General features: G+C 72.1%; 14 protein-coding genes. 9 read left to right on the top strand and 5 right to left on the bottom strand.

Annotated features, from left to right (window positions below; all coding sequences use genetic code 11):
- Window positions 1–200 precede the first annotated feature (200 nt).
- The gene (locus tag ACWD11_RS13145) at window positions 201–1,043 is read right to left on the bottom strand and encodes a siderophore-interacting protein (RefSeq protein ID WP_389419346.1); all 843 of its coding nucleotides are present in this window, start codon (window positions 1,041–1,043) and stop codon (window positions 201–203) included.
- Window positions 1,044–1,188: 145 nt separating this feature from the next.
- Window positions 1,189–2,118 carry a 5'-3' exonuclease gene (locus tag ACWD11_RS13140; protein WP_389419528.1) on the bottom strand — a complete coding sequence of 310 codons (930 nt, stop codon included), beginning with the start codon at window positions 2,116–2,118 and terminating at the stop codon, window positions 1,189–1,191.
- A 193-nt stretch (window positions 2,119–2,311) separates the two neighbouring features.
- Here ACWD11_RS13140 and ACWD11_RS13135 point away from each other — a divergent pair, with 193 nt between their 5' ends.
- The 4 genes from ACWD11_RS13135 (at window position 2,312) to ACWD11_RS13120 (ending at window position 7,635) form a co-directional block, all read left to right on the top strand.
- Window positions 2,312–3,400, top strand: a complete 1,089-nt coding sequence (locus ACWD11_RS13135; protein WP_389419345.1) for a quaternary amine ABC transporter ATP-binding protein — start codon at window positions 2,312–2,314, stop codon at window positions 3,398–3,400.
- Complete coding sequence (locus ACWD11_RS13130) at window positions 3,393–6,005, top strand: ABC transporter permease/substrate binding protein (RefSeq protein ID WP_451282946.1); 2,613 nt, start codon at window positions 3,393–3,395, stop codon at window positions 6,003–6,005. Before ACWD11_RS13135 ends, ACWD11_RS13130 begins: the two co-directional genes overlap by 8 nt.
- A gap of 344 nt (window positions 6,006–6,349) precedes the next feature.
- Window positions 6,350–6,916, top strand: a complete 567-nt coding sequence (locus ACWD11_RS13125; protein WP_389419343.1) for a helix-turn-helix domain-containing protein — start codon at window positions 6,350–6,352, stop codon at window positions 6,914–6,916.
- Entirely contained in the window at window positions 6,916–7,635 is a 720-nt protein-coding gene (locus tag ACWD11_RS13120; RefSeq protein ID WP_451282944.1) for a helical backbone metal receptor, read from the top strand. The genes ACWD11_RS13125 and ACWD11_RS13120 overlap by 1 nt, the downstream gene beginning before the upstream one ends.
- Here the strand turns inward: ACWD11_RS13120 and ACWD11_RS13115 are convergent.
- On the bottom strand, window positions 7,547–8,725 hold the full coding sequence (locus ACWD11_RS13115) for a TDT family transporter (RefSeq protein WP_451282942.1): 1,179 nt from the start codon (window positions 8,723–8,725) through the stop codon (window positions 7,547–7,549). The genes ACWD11_RS13120 and ACWD11_RS13115 overlap by 89 nt on opposite strands.
- A 70-nt stretch (window positions 8,726–8,795) precedes the next feature.
- Here ACWD11_RS13115 and ACWD11_RS13110 point away from each other — a divergent pair, with 70 nt between their 5' ends.
- Window positions 8,796–9,704 carry a LysR family transcriptional regulator gene (locus ACWD11_RS13110; protein ID WP_389419340.1) on the top strand — a complete coding sequence of 303 codons (909 nt, stop codon included), beginning with the start codon at window positions 8,796–8,798 and terminating at the stop codon, window positions 9,702–9,704.
- Between the two features lie 21 nt (window positions 9,705–9,725).
- Here the strand turns inward: ACWD11_RS13110 and ACWD11_RS13105 are convergent, their stop codons facing one another.
- Together ACWD11_RS13105 and ACWD11_RS13100 are read right to left on the bottom strand one after the other, a co-directional pair.
- Window positions 9,726–10,421 (bottom strand): gamma-glutamyl-gamma-aminobutyrate hydrolase family protein, encoded by a 696-nt coding sequence (locus tag ACWD11_RS13105; RefSeq protein WP_389419339.1) that lies wholly within the window; start codon window positions 10,419–10,421, stop codon window positions 9,726–9,728.
- A gap of 38 nt (window positions 10,422–10,459) precedes the next feature.
- Window positions 10,460–11,194, bottom strand: coding sequence for a FadR/GntR family transcriptional regulator (locus ACWD11_RS13100; RefSeq protein WP_389419338.1), 735 nt, complete (start codon window positions 11,192–11,194; stop codon window positions 10,460–10,462).
- Between the two features lie 87 nt (window positions 11,195–11,281).
- Between ACWD11_RS13100 and ACWD11_RS13095 the strand changes: the two genes are divergently transcribed.
- From ACWD11_RS13095 to ACWD11_RS13080, 4 genes are read left to right on the top strand one after another with little or no spacing between them, the layout of a single operon-like run.
- Window positions 11,282–12,640, top strand: coding sequence for a glutamine synthetase family protein (locus ACWD11_RS13095; protein ID WP_451282939.1), 1,359 nt, complete (start codon window positions 11,282–11,284; stop codon window positions 12,638–12,640).
- Window positions 12,641–12,648: 8 nt separating this feature from the next.
- Window positions 12,649–14,022 (top strand): aldehyde dehydrogenase family protein, encoded by a 1,374-nt coding sequence (locus tag ACWD11_RS13090; protein WP_451282937.1) that lies wholly within the window; start codon window positions 12,649–12,651, stop codon window positions 14,020–14,022.
- Window positions 14,019–14,819: a 3-oxoacyl-ACP reductase gene (locus ACWD11_RS13085; protein WP_389419335.1), complete on the top strand. Its 801-nt coding sequence runs from the start codon at window positions 14,019–14,021 to the stop codon at window positions 14,817–14,819. The genes ACWD11_RS13090 and ACWD11_RS13085 overlap by 4 nt, the downstream gene beginning before the upstream one ends.
- A 27-nt stretch (window positions 14,820–14,846) precedes the next feature.
- A complete protein-coding gene (locus tag ACWD11_RS13080) occupies window positions 14,847–15,737 on the top strand; it encodes a DUF2510 domain-containing protein (protein ID WP_451283130.1) in 891 nt (296 codons plus the stop codon).
- The last annotated feature ends 9 nt before the right edge of the window (window positions 15,738–15,746 follow it).

Here is a 15,746-nt window from a genome sequence, read left to right as displayed (position 1 = left end):
GCGGTGGGCGTAAGGCCTGCCCGATGGGCTCATGCAGCGTTTCCATGCGGGCGTCTCCCGCGGCGATGCGGTGGGGCTCAGGGCAGGGGGCCCGCGGTGGGGTTCAGGGCGGCGGGCCCGCGGTGGGGTTCAGGGCGGCGGGCCCGCGGTGGCGCTCAGGGCGGGGGCCAATGGGGCCCCGTCGCGTCCTCCCCCAGGGATCAGGCGGCCGGTTTGCCTTCCTGTTCTGCTTCGATTCGGGCGTTCCATTCGCGCTTCGAGGCCTGCCAGCCGTCCTCGTTGTGGCCGAGGCGCCAGTAGCCGGAGATCGACAGGTCCTCGCGGGGGATCTCCCGTTCGACGCGGAGCAGGCGGCGGAGGTCCTTCACGAAGGCCGCCTCGCCGTGGACGAAGGCGTGCACCCGGCCCTCGGGGAAGGGCAGCGCGCGGACGGCCTCGGTCACGGCCGCGCCGACCGGGCGGTCCCCGCGGTGCAGCCAGCTCACTGGCACGTCGGAGTCGATCTTCTGCTCCTCCTCCGGGCCCGCGATCTCCACGAAGGCGTACGCCCTGGCGCCGGCGGGCAGCGCTTCCAGGGCGCAGGCGATGGCCGGCAGGGCGCTCTCGTCGCCGACGAACAGATGCCAGTCCGCGGTGGCGTCGGGGGCGTAGGCGCCGCCCGGGCCCATGAACCGCACGGTCTCCCCGGGCCGGGCGCGCAGGGCCCAGGGTCCCGCGAGGCCCTCGTCGCCGTGGATCACGAAGTCCAGCGTCAGCTCGCGGTGCTGGGGATCCCAGGCGCGCACGGTGTAGGTGCGGGTCACCGGCCACTGGTCGCGGGGGAACTCCGCCCGGATCCGCTCCAGGTCGAAGGGCTCCGGGTAGGTGACCCCGTCGGGGCCGAAGAGGAGCTTCACGTAGTGGTCCGTGCAGGTGTCGGCCGAGAAGTCGGCCAGGCCCTCCCCGCCGAGCACCACGCGCTGCATGTGCGGGGTCAGCCGTTCAGTACGGACGACCTGCGCGGCGTGGGGCTTGCGCGGCTTGCGGGCAGGGCGTTCTGCCATGACGGCCTCCCTCGAATAAGCTTAGGGTTACCTAAGTTAGCACCTCGGCCCGTCGAATGGTTCCTGCGGCAAAGCGCGCGAAGGAGAATTCAAGGGACGAATTCCCAGCCCAGTGAACCTCATTCACTCGATGGGGGAACGCCCTTCACGCCGCCAGCGTCGTCAGCAGGCGCTGCAGAGATCCCCCAAGCCCCCAGCGCTCCGCCAGCCCCTGGAGCGCGGCCTGATCCTGCGGAGTGCGCGGCAGCGCGGTGTCCACGTCCGGCAGCGGTACGTCGTCCGCGACCCGCACGACCGTCGGCGCCACCGCTACATACGGCCGTGCCTCGTCGAGCCGCTTGCGCTGCGCCGGGGTCAGCTTCGACTTCGAATCGTCCACCGCCGCCATGATCCCGGCCAGGTCCCCGAACTCGGTCAGCAGCTTGGCCGCCGTCTTCTCCCCGATGCCCGGCACCCCCGGCAGACCGTCGCTCGGGTCGCCGCGCAGCAGCGCCAGATCCACGTACCCGCGGCCGTCGACGCCGTACTTCTCGCGCAGCCACGCCTCGTCGGTGAGCTGGAGCGAGGCCACGCCCTTGAGCGGATACAGCACCCGGATCCCCCGCGCGTCGTCCACCAGCTGGTACAGGTCGCGGTCCCCGGTGACGATGTCCACCGGGCCCTTCGCCCGCGCGGTGAACGTGCCGATCACATCGTCCGCCTCGTACCCCGCGACCCCCACCCGCGCGATACCGAGTGCGTCCAGGACCGCCTCGATCACCGGCACCTGCGGCGAGAGGGTGTCCGGGACGACCTCCTCGTCGGGGCCGGCCTCATGCTCCTCGGCGACCCGGTGCGCCTTGTACGAGGGGATCAGGTCCACCCGCCACTGCGGCCGCCAGTCGGCGTCCATGCAGGCCACCAGGGCGTCCGGGCGGTGGTCCTTCACCAGGCGGTCGATGAAGTCCAGCAGCCCGCGCACGGCGTTCACCGGGGTGCCGTCCGGGGCCTTCACGGAGTCCGGCACGCCGAAGTAGGCGCGGAAGTAGAGCGAGGCGGTGTCGAGGAGCATCAGTCGTCCGGTCACGCCCCGCATCATGCCGTACCCCACTGACAGGGGGCTGTCCCGGCGCAACGGGTTGCGTCAGGCGCGTCGGCTGTGGGCTGGAACACTTGTGCGTTTGTGTCCGACGCGGAAGGGCAGGCGCCGCCCCGGAGCGATGCCGCCTCGTGCGCCGCGTCGCTCTCTCTTTATGGAGCCCTTTGCCGTCGAGAACGAGAAGGTACGCGTGTCAGCCAGGCTGGAAGCCGAACATCTTCACAAGGTGTTCGGGAGACGACAGGACGAGGCAGTGGAGCGGCTCCGAGCCGGGGCCGACCGGGAGGAGCTGCGCGCCGACGGCACCACCGCGGCCGTCATCGACGCCTCCTTCACCGTTGAACCGGGCCAGATCTTCGTCGTCATGGGCCTGTCCGGCTCCGGCAAGTCCACGCTGCTGCGGATGCTCAACGGCCTGCTGGAGCCGACCGCGGGACAGGTCCGCTTCGACGGCCAGGACCTGACCGCGCTCAGCCCCCGCGAGCTGCGCGAGGTCCGGGCCAGGAAGATCAGCATGGTCTTCCAGCACTTCGCGCTCTTCCCGCACCGCAGTGTCGTCGAGAACGCCGCCTACGGCCTGGAGGTCCAGGGCGTGCCCAAGGCGGAGCGGCTCGCGCGCGCCACCGAGGCCCTCGAACTGTGCGGCCTGAAGGGCTGGGAGAAGTCCTGGCCCGACGAGCTGTCCGGCGGCATGCAGCAGCGCGTCGGCCTCGCCCGCGCGCTCGCCACCGACGCCGACCTGCTGCTGATGGACGAGTCCTTCAGCGCGCTGGACCCGCTGATCCGCCGCGACATGCAGGACCAGCTGCTGGAGCTGCAGACGAAGCTGAAGAAGACCATCGTCTTCATCACCCACGACCTCAACGAGGCCATGCGCCTGGGCGACCGCATCGCCGTCATGCGCGACGGCCGCATCGTCCAGATCGGCACCGCCGAGGACATCCTGGTGCGCCCCGCCGACGACTACGTCGCCTCCTTCACCCAGGACGTCGACCGCTCCCGGGTGCTCACCGCCTCCTCCGTCATGAACCGCGAGGTCCGCGGCGACGAGGCCGACTGCGCCTGCGCGACCGCGACGCCCGACACCCCGTTCCACGACTTGTGCGCCCTCAGCGCCCGCCTCTCCCACCCGGTCGCGGTGCTCGACGGACAGCAGCAGCTGGTCGGTGTCGTGCCCCGGCAGCGCCTCGTCGGCTTCCTCGGCGACGAGACCGCCGAACCCGAGCCGTGCCCGGCCCCCCGGGACAAGGACGGAGAGAAGGTGACCGCCCGTGCCTAGGATCCAGTTCGGTTCATGGGTCAACGACGCGGTCGAGTGGCTCACCACCCACATGGGCTGGCTGTTCGACTTCCTGGAGCAGGTCTTCCGCGGCGCCTACGAGGGCGTCGACGCCGTCCTCCAGGCGCCCGAGCCGCTGCTGCTCACCGGCATCTTCGCGGTGATCGCGTGCTGGCTGCGCGGCACCCTCGCCGGGGTCCTCACCTTCGTGGGCTTCGCCTTCGTGATCTCCCTCGATCTGTGGGAGGACGCGATGGTGACCCTGTCGCTGGTCCTCGTCGCCACCCTCATCGCGCTGGTGATCTCGGTGCCGCTCGGCATCTGGGCGGCGCGCTCCAGCCGGGTCAGCGCGATCGTGCGGCCCGGCCTGGACCTGATGCAGACACTGCCGGCCATGGTCTACCTGATCCCGGCGATCCTCTTCTTCGGCAGCGGCGCCGCCGCGGGCATCGTCGCCACCCTCGTCTTCGCGCTCGCCCCCGGTGTGCGCATGACCGAGCTGGGCATCCGCCAGGTCGACAAGGAGCTCGTCGAGGCCGCCGAGGCCTTCGGCACCACCCCGCGCGACACCCTGCTGCGCGTCCAGCTCCCGCTGGCCCTGCCCACCGTGATGGCGGGCGTCAACCAGGTCATCATGCTCGGCCTGTCCATGGCGGCCATCGCCGGCATGGTCGGCACCGGCGGTCTCGGCGGTGACGTCAACGAGGCCATCGGCCAGCTCAACATCGGCCTCGGCGCCGAGGCGGGCATCGCCATCGTCATCCTCGCCATCTACCTGGACCGGATGACCAGCGCGCTGGGCACCCAGGTCTCCCCGCTCGGCCGCCGCGCCGCCGCCCGGGCGCGTGCCGCCCGGGGACTGAGGATCTGGTCGTACCGCCCCCGCGCCTCCGTCGCCGTGGTCGGTGTCGTGGTGCTGGCGCTGGTCGCGGGTGGCATGGGTGTCTTCGGCGGCGCCGACGAGAGCGAGCCCGTCGCGGGCGGAGACAACGTCGGCCAGGGCAAGAAGATCAGCATCGGCTACATCCCCTGGGACGAGGGCGTCGCCTCCACCTTCCTGTGGAAGGAGATCCTGGAGCAGCGCGGCTACGAGGTCGAGGCCAAGCAGTTCGACGCGGGCCCCCTCTACACCTCCCTCGCCCAGGGCGACGTCGACTTCCAGACGGACGCCTGGCTGCCCACCACCCACGAGCAGTACTGGAAGAAGTACGGCTCCCAGCTGGACGACCTGGGCTCCTGGTACGGCCCGACCTCCCTCGAACTGAGCGTGCCCGCCTATATGAAGGGCATCGACTCGCTGGAGGACCTCAAGGGCAAGGCCGGGCAGTTCGACGGCCGGATCACCGGCATCGAGTCCAGCGCCGGGATGATGAGCCTGCTCAAGAGCAAGGTGCTGAAGGAGTACGGCCTGGACCAGGAGTTCAAGGTCGTCGACAGCTCCACGCCCGCCATGCTGGCCGAGCTCAAGCGGGCGTACGCCAAGAAGGAACCGATCGTCGTCACGCTCTGGTCGCCGCACTGGGCGTACAGCGACTACAAGCTGAAGAAGCTCAAGGACCCCAAGGGTGCCTGGGGCGAGGGCGACGGGGTGCACACCCTGTCCCGCAAGGGCTTCGCCGAGGAGAACCCGGTCGTCGGTGAGTGGCTGAAGGACTTCAAGCTCACCGAGGAGCAGCTCACCGGGCTGGAGTCGGAGATGAACAAGGCCGGCAAGGGCCGGCAGCAGGACGCCGTACGGGCCTGGCTGAAGGGTGAGCCGGGGCTCGTCGACAAGCTCGCGCCGGTCAAGGAAACCCAGACCCCGCCCGAGGCGAAGCGCCCGCTGGACGTGGCCTGGTTCCCCTGGGACGAGGACATCGCCGTCACCTACCTGTGGAAGAACGTCCTGGAGCGGCGCGGCTACCGGCTGAACCTCAAGCAGATGGACGTCGGCCCCGTCTACACCGGCCTCGCCTCCGGCGACCTCGATCTCAACTTCGACGCCTGGCTGCCGTACGCGCAGAAGAACTACTGGGACAAGAGCAAGGACAACCTCCACGACCTGGGGACCTGGTACGAACCGACCTCGCTGGAGCTCGCCGTGCCGTCCTATGTGAAGGGCATCGACTCGCTGGCGGACCTGAAGGGCAAGGCGGACACCTTCGACGGGAAGATCGTCGGCATCGAGCCCGGCACCGGGGAGATGAACCTGCTCAAGGCCAAGGTGCTTCCCGGGTACGGGCTGGACGACGAGTACCAGGTCGTCGACGGCTCCACGCCCGCGATGCTGGCCGAGCTCAAGCGCGCCTACGCCAAGAAGGAGCCCATCGCCGTCGTGCTGTGGTCCCCGCACTGGGCGTACAGCGAGTACGAGCTGACCAAGCTGAAGGACCCGCGGAAGTTCTTCGGTGGGGGCAACACGATCCGGACGATCTCCAACAAGGACTTCCCCGAGCGGTACCCCCAGCTCACGAAGTGGATCAAGAACTTCAGGATGAGCGAGGACGAGCTCGGCACCCTGGAGCGTGAGATCAAGGACCGTGGTCAGGGGCATGAGGAGGAGGCCGTCGCCGCGTGGCTCGAGGAGCACCCGGAGATGGTCGACCGCATGACCCCCGCGGCCTGAACCCCCGAATACGGCGGGCGTCCGGCACACCTGACGGTGCCGGACGCCCGCCTTCTCTTTGTGCGCGCTCTTTGTGCGCGATATCCGGCCAAGTAGGGTGAGGGGATGTCGTTCACCGGGCCGACCTGCCGCTTCGCCCGGGACCCGGGCGCCGGTGCGGCGGGCGGTGCCCGCGGCGGCGGGCCGGCCGGGGCCGGACGATGGCGCGAACTGTGAGGTCCGGCTCCCGCCGTGTGTCGTCGATGTGTCGGGCGTGGGAAACGGTTTGCCGAACATGCGTAGGGTGCAGAGAACTCACCAGAGGAGTCGGCACCGGACGACGGGTGAAGGAGGGAGCCGGAGCGATGGGCGACCACAAAGAGCAGCCCCTGCGGGTGGGCGCGGCCGTACGGCGGCGGCGTCGCGCGCTGGAGCTCACCCTCGCCGTCGTGGCCGAGCGCAGCGGCCTGTCGGTGCCCTTCCTGAGCCAGGTGGAGAACGACCGCGCCCGCCCGAGCAGAAGCTCCCTGGAGAAGCTCGCCGACGCCCTGCGCACCACGGCCGTCGAACTCCTCGCCGCGGCCGACCCGGCGTGCAGCGTGGACGTGGTCCGCTCGGAGTGCGCCGAGGTGGCCCCCGAGCCGCGCACGCGGTCCCTGGTGCGCGGTCACCATCAGATGCATGCCTCGGAGTTCACCGGGGACCATGAGGCGGGACGCGAGTTCCAGTACCGCAACGACCAGTTGATGTACGTCGCCGACGGCGCCGTGGAGATCGAGGCGGAGGGACGCGCCTACCGGCTCGGCCGCGGCGACACCCTGTACCTCACCGGCGGGGTCCGCCATCGCTGGCGGGCCACGGTGCCGGAGACCCGGGTGGTGGTCGTCGCGGTGGCCGAGCACATCGAGGCGGTCCAGGACCGGCCGCGCTGATGCGCGTGGTCTCCCTGGTGCCGTCCCTGACGGAGGCCGTGGCCCTCTCGGCCCCCGGCGTCCTGGTCGGCGCCACGGACTGGTGCACGCATCCGGCGGGCCTCGGCGTGGCCCGGATCGGCGGCACCAAGAACCCCGGGATCGAGCGGATCGCCGCACTCGCCCCCGACCTGGTGATCGCCAATGAGGAGGAGAACCGCGCCCCCGACCTCGCGGCCCTGCGGGCGGCCGGGATCGAGGTGCTCGTGACCGGGATCCGCGATGTGCCGGGGGCGTTCCGGGAACTGGACCGGGTGCTCACCGCCTGCGGCACCGGGTCCCGGCCCCGCTGGCTCGACGAGGCCGAGCGGACCTGGTCGGCGCTGCGGCCCTCCGACCGCCGTACGACCGCCGTGGTGCCGGTCTGGCGGCGCCCCTGGATGGTGCTGGGCCGCGACACCTTCGCCGGCGACGTCCTGGCCCGCCTCGGCGTGGACCACCTGTACGCGACGCACGAGGACCGCTATCCGCGCGTCCCGCTGGAGGAGCTGCGGGCGGCGGCCCCCGACGTCGTCGTCCTCCCGGACGAGCCCTACCGCTTCACCCCCGACGACGGCCCCGAGGCCTTCCCCGGCCGGCCCTGCGCGCTGCTCAGCGGCCGGCACCTGACCTGGTACGGCCCGTCTCTGACCGAGGCGCCGGACGTGCTGGGCGCGGCCCTGCGGGCAGTGCGCCGCTGAGCCGCGCCGGGCCTGGCCCCGCGAGCAGTGCGCCGGTGCGGAGGCCGCGTGCGGTGCATACCGTGGCTGTCAGCCAGGCGGTGACCAGGAGGGCGTAGAGCACGGCGGCCAGGCCGTCGTAGACCACCAGGCCGGTGTGCCGGGCCAGGGACTCGGCGCCGGTGACGCAGGTGCCCACCGGGAAGGTGAAGGCCCACCAGGTCATCGCGAACCGCATGCCATGCCGGCGGGCGCGCACGACGTGGGCGGTGGCGAGACCGAGCCAGAGCAGCGCGAAGCCCATGACCGGCACGCCGTACAGCACGGCCAGTACATCGAAGCCCTCGCTGTACGGGGCCGGTACGACGCCCGGCGCGTGATCGGCGAAGTTGCCGACCGCGGTGGTCGACTGGCCCAGCGGACCCAGCACCAGGAACAGGGTGGGGGTCAGTGCGAGCGGCAGCGGGCCGGTGGTGATCAGACGCGCGAAGACCAGCGGCAGCATCAGCAGGGTCGCCAGGAGGCTCAGCCCGAACAGCGCGACACAGGCCAGCAGCAGCGTCGTCCGGGCCTGTCCGGCGGGCAGGTACGGCACCAGCGACGGGCCGAGGGCCGCGGACACCATGGGCGCCACGAGCGGCAGCAGCCAGACCGGCGTGGCCTGACGCGGCTCGACCCGATGCCGTACGGCCATCAGGTACGGGACGGTCACCGCCGCCGCGAGTCCGACAGCCGTGCCGGCCGTGAACAGCACGACGTCCAGCGCGACCGCCGCTCCGATGCCGATCCAGTCCCGGCCGACGGCCAGGGCGCCGCCCCCGACGGCCAGCAGGGCCATGGCGAGGCAGCCGTAGAAGGGGGCCGTCGCCGGGTCCATGAGGTGGGCGCGGGCCTGGTCGCGGTGGTGGACCCAGTGCAGGGCGCGGGCGGCGAGCAGGGCGGCCAGCAGGAGCGCGGAGAGCGCCCACACGGCGGCGCACAGCGGCCGGGGCACGGGAAGCCCGGCGCCGGCGGTGGCGACGATGGCGGTTCCCATCACGGAGGCGTACCAGTTCGGTCCGAGGTGACGGACGGCCGGGGCACGGGGGAGGGTCGGGGCGGCGGTGACCATGCTGCCACCGTCCCGCCCCTCGACGCCCACCACCAGGGAGGACGTCTCTATGAGGACATAAGCTGGCTTTATGAGTAGTGCGGTGACGACCTCCCTGGCCCATCGAGTCCCGGATCTCGGCGCCCTCGAACTGCTGCTGGCGGTGGCCCGGCTGGGCAGTCTGGGCGGGGCGGCCCGGGAACTGGGCATCACCCAGCCCGCGGCCAGCAGCCGGATCCGGTCGATGGAACGGCAGCTCGGGGTGGCGCTGGTGGACCGCTCACCGCGGGGCTCACGGCTGACCGACGCCGGTGCGCTGGTGACCGACTGGGCGCGGCGGATCGTGGAGGCGGCGGAGGCCTTCGACGTGGGCGCGCAGGCGCTGCGGGACCGGAGGGACTCCCGGCTGCGGGTGGCGGCGAGCATGACGATCGCCGAGTACCTGCTGCCGGGCTGGCTCCTGGCCCTGCGCGCGGGCCGCCCGGACACCGCGGTGTCGCTGCTCGCGGGCAACTCGGCCGCGGTGGCCGAACGGCTGCTCGCCGACGAGGCGGACCTGGGCTTCATCGAGGGCCTGACGGTCCCGACGGGCCTGGACTCGGTGGTCATCGCCCACGACCGGCTGATCGTCGTCACCGCCCCCGGCCACCCCTGGGCCCGCCGCCGACGCCCGCTCACCCCCGAGGAGTTGGCGGCCACCCCGCTGATCCTCCGCGAGAAGGGCTCGGGCACCCGGCAGGTCCTGGACACGGCCCTGGGCGGCCTGGCCCGCCCGCTGATCGAGCTCTCCTCCACCACGGCGGTGAAGGCGGCGGCGGTGAGCGGGGCGGGGCCCGCCGTGCTGAGCGAACTCGCCGTCCGCGAGGAGTTGTCCATGCGCCGCCTGGTGAGCATCCCGGTGGCGGACGTGTCGCTGGCCCGGGACCTGCGAGCGGTGTGGCCGACGGGGCACCGGCCGGTGGGTCCGGCGCGGGATCTGCTGCATCTGACGCGGGGCTGAGTGCCGCGCCGGGCTCTCCCTTCAGGGCGTGGCCGTGCGGCTCGCTTCCACCAGTGCCCTCATCACCCGCACGTCCTCACCCATCTCCGGGTGCCACTGCACGCCCAATACCCAGTGCTCCCCGGGCAGTTCCACGGCTTCCAGAGTGCCGTCCGCCGCATGGGCCGACGGGACGAGCCCCGCGCCGAGACGGTCCACCGACTGGTGGTGGTACGTCGGCACACTCGTCTCCTCCGGGGCGATACCGGCGTACAGCGTGCCCGGGACCGGCTTGACCGGGTGCCGGCCGAAGATGCCGACCAGCTCGGCGTGGCCCTCCAGATGCTGCACCAGCGTGCCGCCGAGGGCGACGTTCAGCAGCTGCATGCCCCGGCAGATCCCGAGCAGCGGCACCCGCGCGGCCAACGCGGCCTCGATCAGGGCCAGTTCCCACGCGTCCCGCTCCCGCGCCGGAGGTCCCGTCCGCGGATCGCGCTCGACGCCGTAGCGCACCGGCTCCACATCGGGTCCGCCCGCGATCACCAGCCCGTCGAGCCGGGCCACCGTCGCCGCCGCGTGCTCCGGGACGTCCGGCGGCAGCATCACCGCGAGCCCGCCCGCCCGCTGCACCAGCCGCGGATAGCCGGCCGGCAGCAGCGCCGCCTCCAGCTCCCACACGCCCCAGCGCGCGGCGGTCTCCAGATACGTACTGACCCCGATCAGCGGCCTGTCCGGCATGCCCCGCCCTTTCAATGGACCGTTCTCATACCTTTGCCTCACGTCAGGAACCCCCTGAGCAGGGCCGCGGTTCCCGAGCAGTGCTCCCGCATGATCTCCCGCGCCGCGTCCGCGTCCCCGTCCAGCACCGCCTCCACCAGCGCCGCGTGCTGCCGCTGCGAGTGCTCCAGGTTGCGGACCAGGATCGGGATGCAGTCCAGCAGTTCGTTCACCGTCGCCCGCACCGCCGCGTACTGCGCGGTCAGCGTCGGTGAACCGCACAGCTCGGCCAGCGTGAGGTGCAGCAGCGTGTCCCGGCGCCGGTAGTCGCCCAGCGGCGCGTCCCGGGTGCGGGCCAGCGCGCCGCGCAGCCGCTCCCGCTGCTCCCCGCTCAGCCCGTGCGCCGCGCACAGCCCGGCCGCGCCCACCTCCAGCACCTCCCGGAAGCGCAGCACGTCCTCGATGTCCACCGAGGCGATCCGGCGGCGCAGCTCGTCCTCGCCGGCGGCGTCCGCGCGCGGAAGCACGAACGTTCCGCCGTACCGCCCGCGCCGGGACTCCACCAGGCCCTGGTCCTGGAGCACCTTGAGCACCTCGCGCAGCGTCACCCGGCTGATGCCGAGCCGCTCCGCCAGCTCCCGCTCGGCCGGCAGCCGCTCGCCGCCCGGCACCAGACCGAGCCGGACCACCTGGAGGATCTGCTCCAGCGCCTCCTCGAAGCCGTTGCCCGCCCGCACCGGCCGCAGCACCGGGGTGAGCCGGTCCTCCGGGCCCGGTTCCGTCTCCACCGACATCCGGCCGTGCCCCCTTCCCAAGCAATGGTTCTGAGCAATACCTTATGGCTCCGGAGCTGACCGAAGAAGCCTTAAGGAGGCTTTCCCGTGGCAGACCGCACACCGCCGCTCGGCGTCGAGGAGCTGCACGCCCTCGTCGCCGGCGGTGAGATCGACACCGTCGTCCTGGCCTTCCCGGACATGCAGGGGCGGCTCCAGGGCAAGCGGTTCGCCGCGCGCTTCTTCCTCGACGAGGTACTGCACCACGGCACCGAGGGCTGCAACTACCTGCTCGCCGTCGACACCGAGATGAACACCGTGGACGGCTACGCCATGTCGTCCTGGGACCGCGGCTACGGCGACTTCGCGATGCACGCGGACCTGACCACCCTGCGCCGCGTCCCCTGGAACGCCGGCACGGCCATGGTCATCGCCGACCTCGCCTGGGAGGACGGCTCCCCGGTCGTCGCCGCCCCGCGCCAGATCCTGCGGCGGCAACTGGAGCGCCTCGCCGGGCTCGGGCTCACCGCCCAGGTCGGCACCGAGCTGGAGTTCATCGTCTTCAAGGACACCTACGAGCAGGCCTGGGACGCGGGCTACCGGGGCCTGACCCCGGCCAACCAGTACAACATCGACTACTCCGTCCTCGGCACCGGCCGCATCGAACCCCTGCTGCGCCGCATCCGCAACGAGATGGCCGGCGCCGGACTCACCGTCGAGTCCGCCAAGGGCGAGTGCAACCCCGGCCAGCACGAGATCGTCTTCCGCTACGACGAGGCCCTGGTCACCTGCGACCAGCACGCCATCTACAAGACCGGCGCCAAGGAGATCGCCGCCCAGGAGGGCATGTCCCTGACCTTCATGGCCAAGTACAACGAGCGCGAGGGCAACTCCTGCCACATCCACCTCTCGCTCACGGACGAGGCCGGTGACAACGCCATGGCCGGGCCCGACGGGATGTCCGAGGTCATGCGGCACTTCCTCGCCGGACAGCTGGCGGCCCTGCGCGACTTCTCCCTCCTCTACGCCCCCCACATCAACTCCTACAAGCGGTTCCAGCCCGGCTCCTTCGCGCCGACCGCCGTCGCCTGGGGGCAGGACAACCGCACCTGCGCCCTGCGCGTGGTCGGCCACGGCCGCTCGCTGCGCTTCGAGAACCGTCTCCCCGGCGGCGACGTCAACCCCCATCTCGCGGTCGCGGGCATGGTGGCGGCGGGCCTGTACGGCGTCGAGCACAAGCTCCAGCTGCCCGAGGCCTGCGCCGGCAACGCCTACACCGCCGGGTACCAGCACGTCCCGACCACCCTGCGCGAGGCCGCCGAGCTCTGGGAGAACAGCCCCATCGCCCGGGCCGCCTTCGGCGACGAGGTCGTCGCGCACTACCGGAACATGGCGCGCGTCGAGACCGACGCCTACGACGCCGCGGTCACCGACTGGGAGCTGCGCCGCTCCTTCGAACGCATGTGAGGCCCGCTGTGTCCGACCAGCTCCAGGTACTGAACCCGGCCACCGAAGAGGTGGTCGCCACCGTCCCGGCGGCGTCCGCGGCGGACGTCGACGCGGCCGTCGTACGGGCCGCCCGCGCCCAGACCGCCTGGGCGGCCCTCGCCCCCGCCGACCGGGCCCGGCTGCTGCGCCGGTTCGCCGTCGTCGTGGACGAACACCTCGAAGAACTCGCCGAGTCGGAGGTCCGTGAGGCAGGGCACACCATCGGCAACGCCCGCTGGGAGGCGGGCAACGTCCGTGATCTGCTCGACTACGCGGCGGGCGGCGTGGAGCGCCTGACCGGACGCCAGATCCCGGTCCCCGGCGGCCTCGACGTCACCTTCCTCGAACCGCTCGGCGTCGTCGGCGTCATCGCGCCCTGGAACTTCCCGATGCCCATCGCGGCCTGGGGCACCGCGCCCGCGCTCGCCGCGGGCAACGCCGTGCTCCTCAAGCCCGCCGAGACGACCCCGCTGACCGCTCTGCGACTGGCGGAGCTGGCCCTGGCCGCCGGTCTTCCCGAGGGCCTGTTCCAGGTGCTGCCCGGCCACGGTCCGGTCGCCGGGAACGCCCTGGTGGAACACCCCGGCGTCGCGAAGATCGTCTTCACCGGGTCGACGGCGGTGGGCAGACAGGTGTGGGCGAAGGGCGCCGCGCACCTCAAGCGGGTCACCCTCGAACTCGGCGGCAAGAGCCCCAACATCGTCTTCGCCGACGCCGACCTGGAAACCGCCGCCCGGGCCACCCCCATGTCCTTCCTCGACAACTCCGGCCAGGACTGCTGCGCCCGCACCCGCATCCTCGTCCAGCGGACGGTGTACGACCGCTTCCTGGAGCTGCTGGGCCCGGCGATCGAGGCGGTACGCGTGGGCGACCCCGCGGACGAGACCACGGACATGGGCCCGCTGATCTCCAGGGCCCAGCTGGAGCGGGTGAGTTCCTACGTCGACCCGGACGCGGCCGGCATCCGCGGCAAGGCCCCCGAGGGCCCCGGCTTCTGGTTCCCGCCCACCGTCCTCACCGGCGTCGACCCGCACGCGCGCGTGGCCGTCGAGGAGGTCTTCGGGCCGGTGGCCGTCGTCCTCCCCTTCGCGGACGAGGCCGAGGCCGTCGCGCTCGCCAACGGCACCGACTACGGCCTGTCCGGCTCGATCTGGACCCGGGACGTCGGCCGCGCCCTGCGCGTCTCGCAAGCCGTCCGCGCGGGCAACCTGTCCGTCAACTCCCACTCCAGCGTCCGCTACTGGACCCCCTTCGGCGGCTTCAAGCAGTCCGGCGTCGGCCGCGAGCTCGGCCCGGACGCGCTGACCGTCTTCACCGAGACCAAGAACGTCTTCATCAGCACGGAGGGCCCCGCACAGTGACCTCATCAACCTCAGCAACCGAACAGCCCGTCTGCCGCCGACTGGTCGGCCGTACCGCCGTCGTCACCGGAGCCGGCAGCGGCATCGGTCTCGCCACCGTCCGCCGGCTCGCCTCCGAGGGCGCGCACGTGGTCTGCGGCGACGTCGACGAGCAGCGCGGCAAGGCGGCGGCGGACGAGGTGGGCGGCACCTTCGTCGAGGTCGACGTCACCGACGCCGAGCAGGTGGAGGCGCTGTTCCGGACGGCCCACGACACCTACGGCAGCGTCGACATCGCCTTCAACAACGCCGGGATCTCGCCGCCCGACGACGACTCCATCCTGGAGACCGGCCTGGAGGCCTGGAAGCGCGTCCAGGAGGTCAACCTCACCTCCGTCTACCTGTGCTGCAAGGCCGCGATCCCCTACATGCGGCGCCAGGGCAGGGGCTCGATCATCAACACCGCGTCCTTCGTGGCGCGGATGGGCGCGGCCACGTCCCAGATCTCCTACACGGCCTCCAAGGGCGGCGTCCTCGCGATGTCCCGTGAGCTGGGCGTGCAGTTCGCGCGCGAGGGCATCCGCGTCAACGCGCTCTGCCCCGGGCCGGTCAACACCCCGCTGCTGCAGGAGCTGTTCGCCAAGGATCCCGAGCGCGCCGCGCGCCGCCTGGTGCACATCCCGCTCGGCCGGTTCGCCGAGGCGGAGGAGATCGCCGCCGCCGTCGCCTTCCTGGCCAGCGACGACTCCTCCTTCGTCAACGCCACCGACTTCCTGGTGGACGGCGGGATCTCGGGGGCGTACGTCACTCCGCTGTAGGCCGCGTCCTACAGTGCCTGCATGAGCATGACGCCACCACCCGGCTGGTACCGCGACCCCAAGGCCCCGCACCTGGAGCGCTGGTGGGACGGAACCGCCTGGACCGAGTACCGGCGCACCCCCGAGGTGACGGCGCCGATGCCGGTCGCGGGAGCCTCCGGGCGGTCCAGGGCCGTCGCCGTCACCGCGGCGGCGGTCGTGCTCGTGGCGGCGATCGTCACGGGCGCGGTGGTGCTGGGGCAGGGGGAGGACCAGGGCGGTGCGGAGCTGGAGACGGCGCCCACGTACTCCACCGAGGCCCCTCCCTCGCCGACCCCGACCCAGAGCGAACCGTCCGCCGACGACCCGGCCGTCGTGACCGACGAACTCAACGGCATCACCCTGCCGTTGCTCGACGGCTGGGTCCGGCCGAAGTACGTCGCCGAGGACGACGTCGTCATGACCACGGACGGCACCTACGACTGCCCCGGCGACGACGGCGTCTGCCGCCACGGCCTCGTCATGTCCCGGACGGTCACCGAGAACGACGAGCGGTCCCCGCGGGTGCTGGCCGAGCAGGACATCGAGGACGCCGCCGAGTCCGCGTACGACCGCGACACGATCGGCAGGCGGCCCTACGGCGGCATGGAGTCCCACGAGGTCGTCACGTCGGGCCCGGTCGCGGTGGCGGGCCGGGCCGGCTGGTTCGTGCGCTGGCGGGTCACCACGGCCGAGGGCCCCGGCGGCTACGTCCAGTCGACGGTCTTCCCGTCCCGCGTCGGCACCGAGTCACCGGTCTGCGTGCGCTACGTCTTCGACGCGGGCCCGGATGGACCGCCCCTGGCCGACATGGACCGGATCACCAAGGGCATCCGGTCCTTCGCCGACCCGGACGGCGGCGGGGGAGTGGGCAGCAGCGTGGGCCCCGGCGAGGGGTAGGACCCGGCC

The sequence above is a fragment of the Streptomyces sp. NPDC002776 genome (assembly GCF_053592195.1).
The sequence above is the reverse complement of the archived record's forward strand: the minus strand, read 5'-3'. Positions and strand labels throughout refer to the sequence as shown.

Coding starts and splice junctions, on each gene's coding strand:
- ACWD11_RS13145 (WP_389419346.1), bottom strand. CDS start 1,043: ATGGCAGAACGCCCTGCCCGCAAGCCGCGCAAGCCCCACGCCGCGCAG.
- ACWD11_RS13140 (WP_389419528.1), bottom strand. CDS start 2,118: ATGCGGGGCGTGACCGGACGACTGATGCTCCTCGACACCGCCTCGCTC.
- ACWD11_RS13125 (WP_389419343.1), top strand. CDS start 6,350: ATGGGCGACCACAAAGAGCAGCCCCTGCGGGTGGGCGCGGCCGTACGG.
- ACWD11_RS13120 (WP_451282944.1), top strand. CDS start 6,916: ATGCGCGTGGTCTCCCTGGTGCCGTCCCTGACGGAGGCCGTGGCCCTC.
- ACWD11_RS13115 (WP_451282942.1), bottom strand. CDS start 8,725: ATGGTCACCGCCGCCCCGACCCTCCCCCGTGCCCCGGCCGTCCGTCAC.
- ACWD11_RS13110 (WP_389419340.1), top strand. CDS start 8,796: ATGAGTAGTGCGGTGACGACCTCCCTGGCCCATCGAGTCCCGGATCTC.
- ACWD11_RS13105 (WP_389419339.1), bottom strand. CDS start 10,421: ATGCCGGACAGGCCGCTGATCGGGGTCAGTACGTATCTGGAGACCGCC.
- ACWD11_RS13100 (WP_389419338.1), bottom strand. CDS start 11,194: ATGTCGGTGGAGACGGAACCGGGCCCGGAGGACCGGCTCACCCCGGTG.
- ACWD11_RS13080 (WP_451283130.1), top strand. CDS start 14,847: ATGACGCCACCACCCGGCTGGTACCGCGACCCCAAGGCCCCGCACCTG.